Here is a 16,741-nt window from a genome sequence, read left to right on the forward strand (position 1 = left end):
ATTTTCGCAATGGCATGAAAGGTTTCGGTTTGAACAGCATCATGCTTGGCGCAATCTCGCGAAGCAGGTCTTCGCGTGGTAACAACGGGAAGGCCGCCCATAACTGTGAGTTAGACCTTCATGACAGACCCCGCGCATTCGATTGGTCCTAAACTGGCGATGCTCCTCGGGCAGATTTACCCGAACGTTGACAGCGCAATTCTGTCCAGCATGGTTCTGGAAGCGTTCTGGCCCGATGGCAAACCCAGACGTCAACGCGGACGCCGCCGAGGGAATTCACTTTGGTCGCAGAAAGATGCCATGCTGATTACCTATGGGAACTCGATCACCGATGGTGCCCATAAACCGCTGGATTTGCTGTCCGATTTTCTGGACCGCTATCTGAAAGACTCCCTGAACGCGGTGCATATCCTGCCGTTCTTTCCCTATACATCTGATGATGGATTTGCCGTGTCCGACTTTCGCAGCGTAAATCCGCAACTCGGGGATTGGCCGGACATCAACCGGATTGCCCAAGAGTTCACGCTGATGTCTGATCTCGTGCTCAACCATGTGTCCAGCCAAAGCAACTGGTTCAACGCCTACCGGCAGGGCCAAGCGCCCTACGACAAATTCTTCTTCGAAGCGTCCCCCGACGATGATCTGCGTGATGTCGTCCGACCGCGCACCACGCCCTTGCTGCGCGAAGTCGAAACTAGCAACGGGCCGCGTCATGTCTGGTGTACCTTCAGCCATGACCAGGTTGATCTGGATTTTCGCAATCCCGAAGTCCTGTTGGAATTCTTGCGCATCATTCGCCTGCATATCGACAACGGGGTACAAATCATCCGGCTGGATGCTGTGGCCTTCTTGTGGAAGGAAATCGGCACTTCTTCAATTCATCTGCCGCAAACCCATGCGGTGATCAAATTGATGCGGCTGCTGTGCGATTTTGCCACGGAGAAGGTGATCCTGCTGACGGAAACCAATGTGCCAAAGGCCGAAAACCTAAGCTATTTCGGGTTAGGCGACGAGGCCCACGCCATCTACAACTTTCCTTTACCCCCATTGATCCTGCACGCAATGATGTCCGGGAACGCGCGGTACTTGCGCCAGTGGCAACGTGGCATGCCGCCCGCACCAATGGGATGCGCCTATCTTAATTTCACGGCAAGCCACGATGGCATCGGTATGCGCCCCGCCGAGGGAATATTGCCGGACGACGAGAAACAGGCGGTGATTGACACGGTACGCGACATTGGCGGGTTGGTATCGATGCGCACAATGCCTGACGGCAGCGAAAGCCCATACGAGCTGAACACAACCTTTTATGATGCGATGTCGCGTACCTTTGCGGGGCCGGATACGCACCAACACGCACGGTTTATCTGTTCGCAAACCATCGTGATGTCGCTTGAGGGTATTCCCGCGTTTTACATCCACGCGATGCTGGCAACGGCCAATGATCACGACGGCGTCGTGCATCGCGGCATGAACCGTGCCATCAACCGGCATCGCTGGGATTATCCCAGCCTGCGGGCCTTGTTAGCCGATCCAACTACACCCAATGCGCGCGTGCTCGCGGATCTTTCCGCGCGTCTGAGAATCCGGCAAAAACAGGCGGCATTTCACCCCAATGCCACGCAGTTCACCGTCAACATGGGGGATGAACGCGTGTTCGGGATCTGGCGCCAAAGTCTAGATCGCCATCAGTCCATTTTCGCACTCCACAACGTCAGTGACGCCGATGTGTCCGTTCCCGCAGCCGCGCTCAACTTGATCGAAGATCAAGAATGGGTGGATTTGCTAAGCGGTGCCCCGATTGACGCAACCGCCGACGAACTGACGGTCGCCCCCTATCAATGCATGTGGATTTCGAACAGGACCTAAGCGCTAGACATACTCGGCTTCGTCCGCAGCTGCGGCGGCGTGCAGTTCTTCAAGAAAATCCGGCTCTGCCGAATGGACGCGGTTCCATGTGGTGATGAAAGGGGTCTCATGCGGGTTATCCAGAAAGAACTGCCCGGCGCGCATGATGTTTTCTGCAAACAGTTCGATGGCGCGTTCTTCCTTGTGACGGTCGATGCTGAGGCCGTTCATCTTGGCATCGTTGTAATATGCTTCCATCACATCAAGCGCGCAGCGATAGTAGGTCGCTTTGAGCGTCCGGAAAACATTCGGTGTAAAGACAGTGCCATCCGCGGCAAGCTTGCGAAAGATCGCCTTGCAAATGTCGGTCGACATACGGCTAAGGCCGGCATTTGCGTCATCCTCACTTAGCACTTGATGCTTGTGGTCGTATTGGTCCGCGATTTCGACCTGACAGACCGCTTGCGGTGCCAGATTGCGCCAAGCCTCGGACAGGATTCCAATTTCAAGACCCCAATCCGAAGGGATCCGCAAATCAGGCAACATTGTTGTGCGCATCGCGAATTCGCCGGACAGAGGGTAGCGGAAGCTACGCAAATAATCGATGTAATCGCGGTCGCCCATCACCTTCTTCAGCGCAATCAGCAACGGGCTGACAAGCAGGCGCGACACGCGACCGTTCAAGCGGTCCTGCCCAACGCGCGCGTAATACCCTTTGGCCAATTGATAAGGAAAATTCACGTTCGCAACAGGATAAACCAACCGCGCCAACATCTCGTTCGTATAGGTCAGGATATCGCAATCATGTATCGCCATGACCGCGCTGTCCTGACAACTGATGAGATAGCCGATCGATGTCCAGACGTTCTTGCCCTTGCCAGGTTCCGACGGTGCCAACCCCATCGCGACAAGCTTTTCACCAAGCGCCAGCATCCTTGGACTGTCGTTCCAGATCACAATATGGTTCTGGTTCAACCCTTTGAAGAATTCTTTGGCGTGGCGATACTGCGCCTCGTCAGCGCGATCCAAACCGATGATAATGCGGTGGAGATAGGGGACCTTGGACAGCTCGTCCAATATCCGCGGCATCGCGTCCGTCTCCAGTTCCGAATACAAACACGGCAAAACCAGCGACATTTTGCGCGTCTGGGCAAAGCTTTCGAGGTCGGACGTCATTTCCGCAACCGAGCGCGTGCGCAGGTTATGAAGCGTTGTGATATTTCCGTTTTGATGAAAATCAGCCATCGGGACTCGTCCTTTTCTACAGTTTCAGGCGGGCGAGATGGCCCATGATCGCCGCATTCCACCCCTGCGGTCCAGCAAGTCGGGTGCGCATGATCCGCCCCGTCTTTTCGCCTTCAAGCAAGGGTAGGTCTGCGCCGTGGGGATTTGCAACGATGACACCGAAATCCGCGCTCTCCAGCATTTCGGCATCATTGGGCGCATCACCAAGGGCAATGGTGTGACGGGGGCGGAGTTCATCAATGATCTGCGCCATCTGATCGGCTTTTGTGCCACCAAACGAAAGCGTCAAAAACCGCCCCCCCTCGCGAGCGACAACACCTTGTTTTGTAAGATCTTCAAGAAACTGGGCTTTTTCTTGGGATGTGCCCGACCACGTTCCGGGCTCCGAATATCCGCGCTGCTTGGCAAGGGCCGCTGCCGAAGCCGTCAGACCCGTCAGCCGGACGACTTGCGCCGTATCCATATCGCCAAAACCACAGAAGCCCCGCCTAAGGTTTGCCGGAATATTACCCAGAACGGCGCGCAATTGGGCATAAGTGAAACCGTCCGCAACGGCCTGTGCATGTGGCGCAAGCAGTCCTGCGCCATTCTCAACGATCGCAGGCCAGTGTTGCAGTCCCATTTCTTGACGCAATTCACTGATTTCGAGCGCCGTTTTGCTGCTGGCCAACACGACCCCCGCACCAATATGCGCCAGTCTTTCAAGGGCCGGCAGCGCTGCATCCCAGCGATAGTCACCGTGCGACAGCAGCGTCCCGTCAAGATCAGTGAATACAAGTAGCGGCATATCGGATGTCATAGATCCAAGCCTGCAAAAATTGACCTCGGGTGGCAAGTCGCGTCCTTGCAGGTATCCGTTACAATGGGTCAGCGCCTGTGGCCGCGTATGGTTCACGGCCAAACGGCGCGCCGGAGGTGTCCGTTACGCGGACCTATGCAAAATATGCCATTCGCCCGCGCGACACATTCAGTAAGTCGCGCGGCCGCCGGAAAGATCGAACACCGCGCCCGTAGAATATGAACATTCTTGCGAACACATCCAGCCGACCATCGCTGAAATCTCTTCAACTGTTCCCATGCGCCCCATCGGAATCTTGGCCAGCATATAACCGATTTGTTCTTCGGTGACGTCATCCAGCATTTCGGTTTTGATCACAGCGGGACAGATCGCATTCACGCGGATGTTGCTTGTCGCCAGCTCCTTGCCCAAGCTCTTGGTCAACCCGATCACGCCCGCCTTGGACACCGAATAGGCCGAGGCATTGGGATTGCCCTCTTTGCCTGCCATGGACGAGATGTTCACGATCCGCCCGTAATCGCTTGTTTGCATGTAGGGCACGATGGCGCGGCAGGTGTGAAAGATGCCGTTCAAATTCACGTTCATCACGGCGTTCCACGTGTCGAGGGGGTAGTCGACCACGGCTGTGTTAACCCCCGCAATTCCTGCCGCGTTTACCAGAATTTCAATACCGCCAAGGGCCTCGGACACGCTTTTGGCTGCTGCTTCGACGGTGGCGTAATCTGATACATCAACCTTGTTGACGACCACATCACCCAATCGATCAAGCGCGGTTTTGGCGCGCGCCAGCGCCGTTTCGTTGACGTCCCACAGGGCGACAGAAGCCCCGCTTTGCAAAAACCGTTTGGCAAAGGCAAAACCCATGCCGCGCGCGCCACCCGTGATCACGGCCCGACGGCCCTTGAGGTCCAGAGTATTCATATTGGTCACTTTCGTCGTGTCACGTATGTCCCTAAAGGGCGGTAACAGTTTGCTTTTGTGTGCCTAGCCCGTCGATACCAAGGGACACTTCATCGCCCTCGTTCAGCCAGACAGGCGGTTTCATACCGGCGCCCACACCCGGAGGAGTGCCGGTGCAGATCAAATCGCCCGCCTCCAGACGGGTGAATTCGGACATATAGCTCACGATGGTTTCAACATCGAAGATCATGGTCGCGGTATTGCCGGTTTGCATGCGCTTGCCATTCACCTCCAGCCACATGCCAAGGCTTTGCACGTTTTCAATTTCGTCCTGCGTCGCCATGAATGGCCCTGTCGGACAGAAGTTAGGAAAACTCTTTCCCTTGACCCACTGGCCTGCCCGCTCCATCTGCCAGGCGCGTTCGGACAGATCGTTCACCAAAACAAAACCGGCGACATGATCCATCGCATTCTCTTTGGAAATGTTCAGCGCAGGTTTGCCGATCACGATACCCAACTCGACCTCCCAGTCGAGCTTTGTCATCTGCGCGGATTTCAAGATATTATCGTTCGGTCCGCAGTAGGTCACCGTGGATTTGTTGAACAGAATAGGTTCATCAGGCACGGGCAGCCCCGCTTCTTTCGCGTGATCTGTATAATTCAGACCGACGCACCAGATGTTAAAGGGCTGCGCCACGGGCGGTGCCAAGCGCTTGCCTGCGATATCCGCAACGGGCAAGGTTTTGGGGTCGGTGTTAGACAGTTGCTCCAACAGCTCTGGGGACATAGTTCGCGGACCGAAATCTGTAACGATCGACGACGCGTCGCGTGCCACGCCATCATCGTCAATGATGCACGGGGTTTTCGTACCGTGCCGGTCGCCGTAACGCGATAGTTTCATGTTTTTGGTCCCTTTTTATTCTCTTTGCCCCACCATGTGTTTGCCAATGGCGCGCCGCCAACAAAGGCTGCTGCGCCCAAAACGTCCTGAATGCGCAGGCATTCGTTCCACTTCACCATCCGCTCGGATCGGGTAAACGAGCCAACCTTTAACTGGCCTCCGCCCAATCCTGTCGCCAGATGGCTGATTGAGACATCTTCGGTTTCGCCGGACCGCGCAGATACAATCGCCCGCCATCCGGCGCTTTGCGCTTTTCGGAACGCCTCTATGCTTTCGCTGACAGTGCCGGCTTGGTTGACCTTGATCAGCACTGCGTTGCATGCGCCGTCTTTCTGCGCCTGATCAACAAGGGTCGCGTTGGTCACAAGATAATCATCGCCGATGATCTGCACCCTGTCCCCGAAACGGCGGGTGAATTCGCAAGTCCCCTCTTTATCGGTTTCGGCAAGCGGGTCTTCGATGGATGCAATCGGATAGGCGTCAAGCCAGCCCCCCAGCATGTCGATCATGGCGTTGCTATCCATATCACGGTCTTCAAGTGCCAGCCGGTAACGGCCGTCATTGCAGAATTCGGAAGCCGCAATATCAAGTGATATGACAACCCGATCACCGGGCTTTTCACCCGCTTTTTCGATCGCACCGATCAGGGTTTCCAAAGCTTCCTCGTTGCTGTCGAACATCGGCCACCAGCCGCCTTCGTCCGCGACGCCTGCCAGTTTTCCTTTGGACTGCATAATGTCGCCAGCGGCGAAATAGACCTCGTTGGTGATCTCCATCACCTCGTCAAAGCTGTTGGCACCGGGGACCATGATCATAAAATCCTGAATATCGACGCGGCGTCCAGCATGGGCCCCGCCGCCAAAGATCTGGATTTCGGGCAAGGGCAGAGAGGGCGTAAACCCGTTTTGCTCCGCCACATGTTGCCACAGGGCGCAACCCGCATCCGCCGCCGCCGCATGAAGAACCGCAAGGGAGGTCGCAACCGTGGCGTTGCCACCAAGCGTCTTTTTCAGCGGGGATGGATCAAGCGCAAGAATTGCACCGTCAGCGCCTGACTGGTCTTGCACATTACGCCCCCTTAGTGCGGCAGCGATGGGCCCGTTAACGTTCTTCAGCGCCTGCACGACGTTCTTGCCTTGCAAGGCCGCGCCGCCATCTCGCAGATCAATCGCCTCGCGTGTGCCGCGCGATGCCCCTGCTGGCGCAATGGCGCGCCCGACGACGCCATTTTCCAAAATAACATCAACTTCGACGGTTGGATGCCCGCGCGAGTCCCAGACCCGCCGCGCGAATACGTCTTTGATATGCGACATGTTTATGCTTCCTTTAAACCTGTTATCAGGCGCTCAATCCCTTTTGACAGGGTCGAAGACGGCTCTTTGATCAGGGAAATCGCCAAGGCACGCACCTGCGCGCGCTCGGCCTCATCCAGATATTCCACCGGTGATTTTCCGTCGACGCGCCCCAACATCAACGCTGGCAGAAGACGGGCAATGCGACCCTCCAACACGTCTGTCGGCTCCCAAGTGACGTGCGCGGCATAGGCAGACCAGAACGCGCCGACCTCGGCCAATAATTCGCTGCGCCGTTCGGGGATGTGCACGGATTTAAGCACCAGATGGTTCAGGCAAAATGCCGGATCGAAACTGGCATCCCCCATCGTTGCACATTCGGCATCCAGAATGATCGCGCCACCGTCGCGAAACAGGATGTTCTTGGGGCTAACGTCGCCATGCACCAAAACCGCGGAACTGTCATAAAGCATCCCCGCCAATGCATTCAGTTGCCCAGCAACATCCGGATGGGACCGTGCCGTGAACGTAAGATAGGGTTCAATGCGAAGCGCGCGGAAATCGTCACGGTTTTGAAACGGGGTGCGATCAAATCCCCCTGCGCTTGACGCTGCATGAATGCGCCCGATCATATCACCAACGACCGCGGCCTCCCCTTTCGGGGCGGCACCCGCCAGCAATCGGGCCTTCCAAAGGTAAACGTCATTGCCGGTCACATATTCCATTGCGAAACCGTGCGCCTGTTCCGACCTGCCAAAAAGCTGCACAGCACTTTGCGGCACGATGTCTGCGGCAACCTGCAACCACGCGTATTCGGCCGCGTTGCGGTGGACCGGTGCCCGCCAATCTGCCGCGACCTTGAGCTTGGGCAAAGCGAACTTGACGCAATACTGCGTATCACCCACCACGACCGTGGCAATATCGGACGCAACGCCCCCCGTCAGCGGCACAATTGACGCTATTTCGTCGCTGCGACCCAGGTTCAAATCCACAATCAGGTCTTTGCATTTTTGTTCAAGTGTCTGGGTCATTCGCCACTAATCCACCTTAATGTTCACGTGAACATATATTGTAATGCCGCTTTTTATGTCAAGACACATCACAATCTAAATGCTACTAAACCGGAATTCTGAAAGGTTTCCCCAGTGGCCCGCGTTACGATCAAATCAATTGCAAAAGACCTTGGCATTTCGCACATGACGGTGTCCCGCGCGCTGTCAAATAATCCTAATGTTCTGAAAGAAACGCGCGATGCCGTTCAAAACCGTGCGCGTGAGCTTGGCTATGTCAAAAACGCGGCAGCCATGGCGATGCGGGGGGATGGAGCGAAAATTGTCGGCTTGGTTTTGCCCAATATTGTAAACGAATTCTATGCGCGTTTTGCCAATGCCATGGCGCTCGCCTGTGATGCGCAATCCTTGCAACTGGTCATTCATCTGACCAACGATAATATGGAAACCGAAGAACAGGCATTGGAACGGCTGCGCGAAATTCAGGCGTCTTGCGTTGTAATGGTTCCTGCACCGGGTCAGGCTAATTCGAAAGCGGATCACCAAGGATCTATGCGGATTATCGAATTGATCCGCCGGCGGGATAGCCCAACGCCGAACCCCGCAATTCTGGTCGAGGATTCCCCAGCCATTGGCGCAGCGGTTGCACATCTGGCACAGGCAGGGCACAGCCGAATTGCCTATATTGGTGCGGACAAATCCCTGTCCAGCGGCCGCGGCCGGCTTGCTGCATTTCTGGGCGGCATTCAGGAGGCAGGGCTGGAAGCCCCGGGCACGTTGATACGAACCGGCACTCCTTCGTTCGAAATGGGGCGCAAAAATGCGTCCGATATTCTGGCGTCGGGATCGGCAACCGCACTGGTGTGTGGCGGGTTCGAAATATCGAACGGTGCCCTGAGTGCATTCATGGATCATACCGGTAGCGATGGTTCAAAACCGGCTTTTGTGGGTTACGGCGACCCGTCGTTTTACAAGTGGGTGAACGGTGGCGTAACAACAATCAGGGTGCCCGTTGTCCATCTGGTAGAATGCGCCCTTACATTGATATCCGCACCCACGCCCCTTGAACCCATTCTGGCACAATCGTTTCCCGCAGAACTGGTTCTGCGTTAGGCGAGGCGCGCAAAGAAACGGCAGCAATTTGGCCTCGCATACAAAAGCGACCAGAACCGAATGTATACTTCGGATCATTGGCCGCTTTTGATCGACAGCGTGCGGGGATCACCGCACCCTCATTTTGCATACGCCAGTTCGGGTAAAAAGGTGGCGATGGCCGGGATGAACATGATCATCAGCAGGGTAATGACCTCGACCTGCAAGAACCACCAGATGCCGCCAAAGATCTCTTTCAGCGAGAACGAGGGCGCGACACCTTTCAGGACAAAAGCGTTCAACCCGACAGGCGGTGTGATCAGGCCAATCTCAAGCGTTTTGACCACAACAATCGCCAACCAGATCGGATGCGCACCCAGTTCGATCAGCGGCGGCACAAAGATCGGCACAGTCAGGAACATCACCGATACCGGATCTACCATGCAGCCCAACACCAGCAAGAGCAGCACGTAGATGCACACGATGCCCATCATCGACATATCAAGGCCGACGATGTACTCCGACACCGCCCCTGATGCGCCACTTACCGCAAGGTAGGACGAGAAAATCAGAGCCCCCACGAGAATGATGAAAATGACCGATGTTGTTTGCGCCGTATCGAGAAAGACTTCCTTCAAGACGGCGAATGACATCCGCTTGCGCAGCAAAGCGATCAGGAAAGACCCGACAGCACCAATTGCGCCTGCCTCCGTCGGGGTGATGATGCCCGCGTAGATACCGCCGATCACGATGCCACCAAGGGTCAGGAAGCTCCAGACACCCTTCAAGGACTGTAAACGTTCTTCGATACCGGCTTTCGGAAGGGCGGGTGCCATTTCCGGATTACGGCTGACGCGGATATAGATCATCACGAGATACGCAAAAGCGGTCAGCAGTCCCGGAACAATGCCGGCGATCAACAGTTTGGGCACGGATTCGCGCGCGATAATACCGTAGACAATCAAGTTAATGCTTGGCGGTATCATCCCGGCCAGCGTGCCCACGGTGGCGACACAACCGGCCGCAAGCTTGCGGTTTACCTTCAGGCGCAGCATTTCAGGGATCGCCACGCGCCCGAAAACAGCGGTGGAGGACGTGGTAGACCCCGAACACGCGGCAAAGGCAACGGCGGCAACTGTCGTTGCGATCACTACGCTGCCTTTCAGGTGTCCCAGCCAGGCGCGCGTGGCCCGATAGATATCTTGCGTGATACCAGCCTTGGCTGCGACGTGCCCCATCAAAAGGAACAGGGGCACCGCGCTTAGCGCATAACCGGAGCCGATATCGAAAAGCCGCCCGCCAATGGCATCAAAGGTGATTGTTACACCGCGAATGAATGCAAATCCCGTCGCCCCCGCCAACAGCAGGGAAATCCCCACAGGCACGCGCATGATCATCAAGACCGCGACCATGCCGATCACAAACGGTAGTTGAAGTGATTCAATCATGGCTTTTCCCCGGCTTCAACGGCACCCTGATGCGAAAGATCATTGACGCCAGAGTCCTCAAACAATTCGTTTTTTGTGATCAGATGGATCAATTGGGTCAGAAACCTGAGCGCAAACAGCGCCAGCCCAATCGGGATGCCAGCGCGGGCCCACCATGTTTTTACTTCGATGATGCCAAGGACCGTGTCACCCATGAGATAATTGGTCCACGCGGATTCAGCGCTGGTCCATGTCAGCATGGAAAAGAACAAAAACGCAGCAAGAAGGTAGACACCTTCGATCGTCTTTCTGACGCTTCGGGGCATGTGGTCATATAGAATGCCCACTGTGATATGTGCGTCGTGGCGTTGCGAGTATCCAAGGCCCAGATAGATCAGATAGACAAACATCAAGCTGACATATTCATAGGCGCCGGGTAAGCTTTTGGAAAACAATGCCCGCGCAAGAACTTCGAGTACGGTGATTGTCATCATTGTCGCGACGGCCATCGCCGACACATAACAGGCGATTTCCTCCAGCTTCTTTTGCACCAACAGGGCGCGGCTGGCTAAATTTGTCATTCAGACATCCCCCTCCAAAATGTAGGAATTCGAACAGACAGAACACGTCTTGAGTTAAGTCGAGGACCAGACAGCCCGCACAATCCCATAGCGTTCCGATAGGTCGCGCCGCCCAGAACTGTTCAGATGTTCCGGGCGGCGCGTTTTGTGTTCAGGCGAGTGGCCTGAACTTGAACTTAAAGGTCGTCGTTCTTTTCAAGAAGCGCAACGAACTCGTCCAGTACGGCCTGACCCGCAAGGCCATCTGCCTCGCGTGCATCGACCCAGTTCTGCCAGGCAACATCACGCGCACTGATCATCTTTTCCCATTCTGCCTCGTCGAACTTAACGACATCAGTCTGTTGGTTCAGGGCATCAATCGCTTCACCTTCAGTTGCTTCCAACAGCAGGCGCGCTTGCGAAACTGTCTCGTCACGAACCTCTTCGATCACAGCTTTCACGTCATCAGGCAGACCGTTCCAAGTATCTAGGTTGATGGATACTGGCAGTGGGAAGTAGAACCAATCTACCGCATCCCAGTAGCTGAAGATTTCGCCAAAGCCGAAGGCATATGCATCTGCTGGCGCACCAATGATCGCCGCTGTGACAACTTTACGTTCTGCAGCAGCTGGCAGTTCGCCCCAAGGGATACCGTAAACCGTGATGTCCAGTGCTTTCAATAACTCGGCCGCACCACCGTGCGCGCGGATCTTGGCAGCTTTGAGGTCTTCGACCGAACGGATCGGATCGTGAGACAGCATCTGGATGGACCCCCATTGACCCGGGAACAGATACTTTTGGTTCATCGCAGTGAACTCAGCTTCGACCGCCGGCGTCTGGAACAGTTCGTGACCTGAGTGCACGTGCGCCATCGGGTTGTCTGTCATGAACGGCAGCGACGTCACATTCGCAAGCGGAAAGAGGCCGGGGTTATAGACCGGGGAAAAATCCCCCATGTCGAATGCGCCGACCTTGATGTTTTCCGGCTGACCGGAAAGCTTGCCAAGCGCGCCGCCGAAGATGCGGGTGAACTTCACCTTGCCTTCTGTGCGTTTTTCAACTTCGTCCATAAACCAGCGCGTTGCCAGATTGGATGGACCTTTGCCCGTAAATGCATGGTACTTAAGGTTGATTTCCTCGGCCATAGACAGCGTCGGTACCGCCAGCGATGCTGCTGCAACCAAGGCGCTTGCACATAGCGTTTTAACAAAATTCATGTTTTTTCCTCTCCCTTTATTTCCCGCTTTTGCAAACGCAAAGCGGTCTCCCTTAACAGCGATAAAATTACATATCGGCAGTCTCCTCACTGCCGAAATTGCCTGAACGGCCTAATCGCTTAATCTTTGCTTAACTTCCTTTCGAATGGGTTGGCACGGGGGTTCGCGCCGTGACTTTGCGGGTACCCGCACCAAGACGGGGCACATCCGCAAGGCCCTTTATCGACGCAAAGCTCCAGTCACTTTCGCACCCAGCTTTCCTGAATTTCACAGCCTGCCCGGCGCAGCAAAACCGAGACAGGGCATTTTTCGCCAACGACTTTGGCAAGCTTTGCGATCTGCGCATCATCAGCGTCTGTGTCCAAAACGACCTTGAGTTCGATCACCGGAAATGGCGTTCCGATTTCCGCTTTGCCGAACACGCCACGCGTGTCGAAATGCCCGCAAACGTCAAATTCCATGCCGCGCACATTCATCTTGAGAACACCGGCAACATAATTCGCGATGACGTTCGTACAGCCGAGAAAGGACGACAACATCGTTTCCAGCGGCGTTGCAAAAAGATCCGTGCCACCGCGTTCTGGCGGCTCGTCTGTCGTCACCACCTTGCCACGGGCGATCATCTCGGCCCGCGCATGGCTGACCGCATGACCGGATACATCGATTTTGAATAGGTCGGGCATCACATGTGCCATAGGTTTCTCCTGTCGTTGATCGGTTTTTCTGTGCGAAGTCCGGGTCATCGCTTGCGTTGCAGTGAGGTTCGAAACGCAGCCCCGGTTGTTTCATTTTTAGAACGGATTTTTCTGGCCGAAGGGGTCATGCCTTCGGCCAGCAAGCGTCAAAACAGCGGGAGGCCTGAGGATTTGACGCTTATGCGATACAGTGATGTTGAAGAGGTGATGTAGAGGTCTGTCAAATCCTCGCCCCCCCAAGCAAAGTTGGCCGTAAACTCTGCCGTGCGGATCACGCCTAACGTCTCGCGTGACGGCGTGATTACGTGGATCCCGCCGGGACCTGTGCAATAGACATTTCCCTTGCTGTCGATTTTCATCCCGTCAGGGTGGCCTTCGCCCTCGCCTACAGTGACCTCGACCCAGACATCGCCACCCGTTGCTGTCCCGTCTTCGGCAATATCGAATTTGCGGATGTGCTTGTGTTCTGTGTCGTTGACATAAAGCGTCGCGTGATCGAGCGAGAAACACAGACCGTTGGGCTGTGCAAAGTCATCCGCAAGACGGGTGATGGTCTTGCCGTCGGGCGTCACGCAATAGACGCCTTGAGCCCCCATTTGGAGTTCGCGTTCGACGCCAAAATAATCAAGTCGCCCATAGGTCGGGTCGGTGAAATAGATCAACCCGTCGTTGCGCACTACTACGTCATTCGGACTGTTCAGTTCTTTGCCGTCAAAATGGGTGGCCAGCGTTGTGATTGATCCGTCTGCTTCGGTACGGGTGAGTGAACTGGTGGCGTGCTGACAGGTCAAGATACGCCCCTGCGCATCATAGGTATTGCCGTTGCCCATGTTGCTTGGCTTGCGAAACGACGCAACCTTGCCGTCTGGCCCCAGTCGAAACATTTCGTTGCCGGGGATGTCGGAAAAGGTCAGGTGCTTTTCCACCGGATGCCAGATCGGCCCTTCGGTGAACAGGAACCCACCCGCTACTTTTTCGAGGGTTGCGTTGGCATCAATGATATCATGCATGCCCTCAGTGCGGATTTCGACGCTCATGAGTTCGCCCGCAATTCTTTGACCCGCGTTCCACCGGCGAACCAATCCGTTTCGTCGATCTCGTCAAAAGTGACCCAAACGTTTTCGGCGGGAATTCCCGCAGCCTGAGCCAAAGACTCCGTCACGTCGGCCTGCACCTTGGCCTTAATGCCATCCGGGTCTTTTTCTATCACCTGTTTTACAATGCGGATGTTCACAAACGGCATCTCGTCTCTCCCAGTATTTTCTGATTTGGATCAAATCCAAAACGTCCAGTTTTCCAGAAGAACGATTAAAAGAGATGGCACCCTTGGTATGCGTAGGGTCGCGCATCATATCTGCGGGAACCCGCAAATACGTAAGTGGCCTTGGCTAGTTTGAAGAAAGCGATATCCAGGCCTCAAGTTTTTCCTCTTCGCGGCGCAATGCTTCTGCGTTTAAAATACCCTGCGTCAACGCCAGAGAAATCGCCCGCGTGCGCGAATTGAAGCTTGCCCCCCACGCGCCAGAAGGAATGTCGTCCTTATCCAAACCAAGTTTCTGGTAAAGGCTCTGCAATCTGCTTTGTGCGCCGCGCAAGGATACGTTCCGCCGCGCTGCCATCGCTTTGTCCGTGAGGCCCAGACAAAGATCGACAAGCGCCTCGAATTCCAGCTCGCTTAGCCCCGAAAGACGGTTTCCTGCCCTTTGCTGCACGCTGCGCACTTCGCGGTCGATGACACATTGCTCTGCGATAAAAACGCCTTGAAGTGCCAGTTTCAGCTGTTCATCAGGGGCCGATTTCAGGATGTATCCGTAAACAGCGGCCTCCGGCACAATTTTGGTAATGCCGCGGATATAAGCCTCTTCGGTATAGTTCGACCAAAACAGGATCTTCGTCGCGGGCGCTTTGGCCCAGATCGCTTTTGCTACATCGACACCGGTTACTTTGGGCATTTGCAGATCCAGAAGGACGCAGTCGTATTCTGCAGATCTAAAGGCCTCAATCGCCCCCTCACCGTCGCTTGTCAGCGTCAACTCATCCAACTCAGCGAAGGTATTGCGCGCCAAGCTCTCCAGAAAAGTCCGGTGCAGCTTGTCATCTTCGGCAATTAATAGGCGCATGCAGTGTTCCGCTTTAAGAAGTTAAATGTTGTCACTTTCGACCTGACCCGCATTCATCGGAACCACGATCATAACGCGGGTTCCGACAGGACCATCCAGACGTTCGAAAAAGACCTGTGCGGATATCAGATCCGTGCGGGTCTTGATGTTGCTGATACCGCTATGGGATTTCAAATCAGCCTCCTGAATGCCTGTGCCATTGTCGTCGATTGCAACCGTCATATCAGCACCGGATTGTGCGATCCGCACGTCAAGCCGGCTGCACTCCCCGTGTTTCAGCGCATTGTTTACGGCTTCCTGAACGATACGGTAAACTGCGGTGCGCACGGTATCTTGCAGATCATCCATCTTGCCATTGGATGCATCATCAACATGCATCTCTATCGGACGATGCGTGTTCTTGAGACACCGCTGCAAATGAGCATCAACAGCTTCCGCAAAACCAAAAAGCTGTAGCACACCCGGTTTCATATCTTCGACAATACCACGGACCTCGTCCAGACAGTGATCCAGTTCGTCCTGAATGGCCGCGATTTCGTCCATGGCCGCTTTCGACCCGCCCTCGATGCGAGACATGCGCCGCCGTATCCGCGACAGATCTGCCAACGTTTGATCGTGAAGGTCCATCCCCAACCGCTGGCGTTCGCGCTCCATGCCTTCGGTCAAACGCAGGGCTCCAATGCGCAAAGTGCGCTCGCGCCCGGTTGCCTCAAGCTCTGTGACTGCAGAATCTTTTGCTTCTTTTCCCCGCTCCAGCGCAAACAGATAGGCCGACACAAGATCAGCAGCCCCTTGGGCGAGCACAAGTAAATCTTCGCTGTAAAAGTTCTGTTTGTGGCTGGAAATGGCAAGCGAGCCGATCAGTTCACCCTGCACGCGCAGCGGCACAACAATACGGCTTCGCAGGTTGGCCTCAAAAATCGGTTTGCTGTCTGACCCCTCAAAATGGAAAACCGGATCAGTCCATGCGTCGTTGGTCAGAATATGGGGTACGTCGCCGCGCAACACCGCACGGATCGGGCTTTTTTCTGTCGGTTTTGCGGGGGCTTGCGTATGGCTCCATGACGTATGCATGCGGGCCTCATAGCAAATCTGCGTCCCGGTCGGATGCAACAGCACGATGTCGAGGTGATCGTGGGCGATCAACACACGCAGGCGATTGGCAAAGTTCTCAAGAACCAGCTCATAATCTGTCGGACCGGCAATGGCCTGCGCAATCGACAGATAACAATCCAAAGCTTCAGCGGCATTTGGCATAAGAGCATACCCCCCCTCCTTGGATGTGTTCAGTTGATCATACTCCGGTTTTTTTATCAACTTAACCTCTTAATATCCGGCTGTTCTTTAACATCAAACGGGTTCTGGTGGTCGTGCAGGAACGTAAGCTAGGGTGCTATCCTGGTCTGAGCGTCGTCATAATCATGCGCGCTGATATCCACAGCTTGAGACACACGCGCATCGTCAATCGGGACAGGCTCGATTGTGTATTTATCCACCGGCAGATCCAGCCGCATGCTCTATCGGTCCTGTGCAAACAGCTGCCGCCACCGGCGGTGTCGGGCTGGTTTATAATCCGGTTGCCATTGAACAGGGTCTGCGATGCACGCAGCAATTTTGCGGGAACCCGCAAATACG

Annotated in this window: 16 protein-coding genes; 2 read left to right on the forward strand and 14 right to left on the reverse strand. The window is 55.2% G+C overall.

The window, feature by feature from the left end:
* Positions 1-120: 120 nt before the first annotated feature.
* A complete protein-coding gene (locus Z947_RS0102925; RefSeq protein ID WP_025042816.1) occupies positions 121-1,869 on the forward strand; it encodes a sugar phosphorylase in 1,749 nt (582 codons plus the stop codon).
* A 3-nt stretch (positions 1,870-1,872) separates the two neighbouring features.
* Here Z947_RS0102925 and Z947_RS0102930 read toward each other — a convergent pair whose 3' ends face one another.
* The 6 genes from Z947_RS0102930 to Z947_RS0102955 form a co-directional block, all read right to left on the reverse strand.
* Positions 1,873-3,093: a glycosyltransferase family protein gene (locus Z947_RS0102930; protein ID WP_025042817.1), complete on the reverse strand. Its 1,221-nt coding sequence runs from the start codon at positions 3,091-3,093 to the stop codon at positions 1,873-1,875.
* 16 nt (positions 3,094-3,109) lie between these two features.
* Positions 3,110-3,892, reverse strand: coding sequence for an HAD-IIB family hydrolase (locus tag Z947_RS0102935; RefSeq protein ID WP_025042818.1), 783 nt, complete (start codon positions 3,890-3,892; stop codon positions 3,110-3,112).
* Between the two features lie 168 nt (positions 3,893-4,060).
* Entirely contained in the window at positions 4,061-4,813 is a 753-nt protein-coding gene (locus Z947_RS0102940) for an SDR family NAD(P)-dependent oxidoreductase (RefSeq protein WP_025042819.1), read from the reverse strand.
* 31 nt (positions 4,814-4,844) lie between these two features.
* Complete coding sequence (locus Z947_RS0102945; protein WP_025042820.1) at positions 4,845-5,693, reverse strand: fumarylacetoacetate hydrolase family protein; 849 nt, start codon at positions 5,691-5,693, stop codon at positions 4,845-4,847.
* Complete coding sequence (gene eno, locus Z947_RS0102950; protein ID WP_037938638.1) at positions 5,690-7,006, reverse strand: phosphopyruvate hydratase; 1,317 nt, start codon at positions 7,004-7,006, stop codon at positions 5,690-5,692. The genes Z947_RS0102945 and eno overlap by 4 nt, the downstream gene beginning before the upstream one ends.
* Before the next feature lie 2 nt (positions 7,007-7,008).
* Entirely contained in the window at positions 7,009-8,016 is a 1,008-nt protein-coding gene (locus tag Z947_RS0102955) for a phosphotransferase family protein (protein ID WP_025042822.1), read from the reverse strand.
* Positions 8,017-8,130: 114 nt separating this feature from the next.
* On the opposite strand from Z947_RS0102955, the gene Z947_RS0102960 reads away from it, so the two are divergent.
* A complete protein-coding gene (locus Z947_RS0102960) occupies positions 8,131-9,108 on the forward strand; it encodes a LacI family DNA-binding transcriptional regulator (RefSeq protein ID WP_025042823.1) in 978 nt (325 codons plus the stop codon).
* Positions 9,109-9,227: 119 nt separating this feature from the next.
* Here Z947_RS0102960 and Z947_RS0102965 read toward each other — a convergent pair whose 3' ends face one another.
* The 8 genes from Z947_RS0102965 to Z947_RS0103000 form a co-directional block, all read right to left on the reverse strand.
* On the reverse strand, positions 9,228-10,535 hold the full coding sequence (locus Z947_RS0102965; RefSeq protein WP_025042824.1) for a TRAP transporter large permease: 1,308 nt from the start codon (positions 10,533-10,535) through the stop codon (positions 9,228-9,230).
* The gene (locus tag Z947_RS0102970) at positions 10,532-11,095 is read right to left on the reverse strand and encodes a TRAP transporter small permease (RefSeq protein ID WP_025042825.1); all 564 of its coding nucleotides are present in this window, start codon (positions 11,093-11,095) and stop codon (positions 10,532-10,534) included. The genes Z947_RS0102965 and Z947_RS0102970 overlap by 4 nt, the downstream gene beginning before the upstream one ends.
* A gap of 176 nt (positions 11,096-11,271) precedes the next feature.
* Complete coding sequence (locus tag Z947_RS0102975) at positions 11,272-12,381, reverse strand: TRAP transporter substrate-binding protein (RefSeq protein WP_156026614.1); 1,110 nt, start codon at positions 12,379-12,381, stop codon at positions 11,272-11,274.
* Between the two features lie 149 nt (positions 12,382-12,530).
* Positions 12,531-12,986, reverse strand: coding sequence for an OsmC family protein (locus Z947_RS0102980; RefSeq protein WP_025042827.1), 456 nt, complete (start codon positions 12,984-12,986; stop codon positions 12,531-12,533).
* A 146-nt stretch (positions 12,987-13,132) separates the two neighbouring features.
* Entirely contained in the window at positions 13,133-14,023 is an 891-nt protein-coding gene (locus Z947_RS0102985; RefSeq protein WP_025042828.1) for an SMP-30/gluconolactonase/LRE family protein, read from the reverse strand.
* Positions 14,020-14,229 carry a tautomerase family protein gene (locus tag Z947_RS0102990; protein WP_025042829.1) on the reverse strand — a complete coding sequence of 70 codons (210 nt, stop codon included), beginning with the start codon at positions 14,227-14,229 and terminating at the stop codon, positions 14,020-14,022. Before Z947_RS0102990 ends, Z947_RS0102985 begins: the two co-directional genes overlap by 4 nt.
* A 145-nt stretch (positions 14,230-14,374) precedes the next feature.
* Positions 14,375-15,106 carry a response regulator transcription factor gene (locus Z947_RS0102995; protein ID WP_025042830.1) on the reverse strand — a complete coding sequence of 244 codons (732 nt, stop codon included), beginning with the start codon at positions 15,104-15,106 and terminating at the stop codon, positions 14,375-14,377.
* A 21-nt stretch (positions 15,107-15,127) separates the two neighbouring features.
* Positions 15,128-16,363: a GAF domain-containing sensor histidine kinase gene (locus tag Z947_RS0103000; RefSeq protein ID WP_025042831.1), complete on the reverse strand. Its 1,236-nt coding sequence runs from the start codon at positions 16,361-16,363 to the stop codon at positions 15,128-15,130.
* Positions 16,364-16,741: the final 378 nt, after the last annotated feature.

Origin of the sequence: Sulfitobacter geojensis (genome assembly GCF_000622325.1) — a bacterium.
Classification (GTDB): domain Bacteria; phylum Pseudomonadota; class Alphaproteobacteria; order Rhodobacterales; family Rhodobacteraceae; genus Sulfitobacter; species Sulfitobacter geojensis.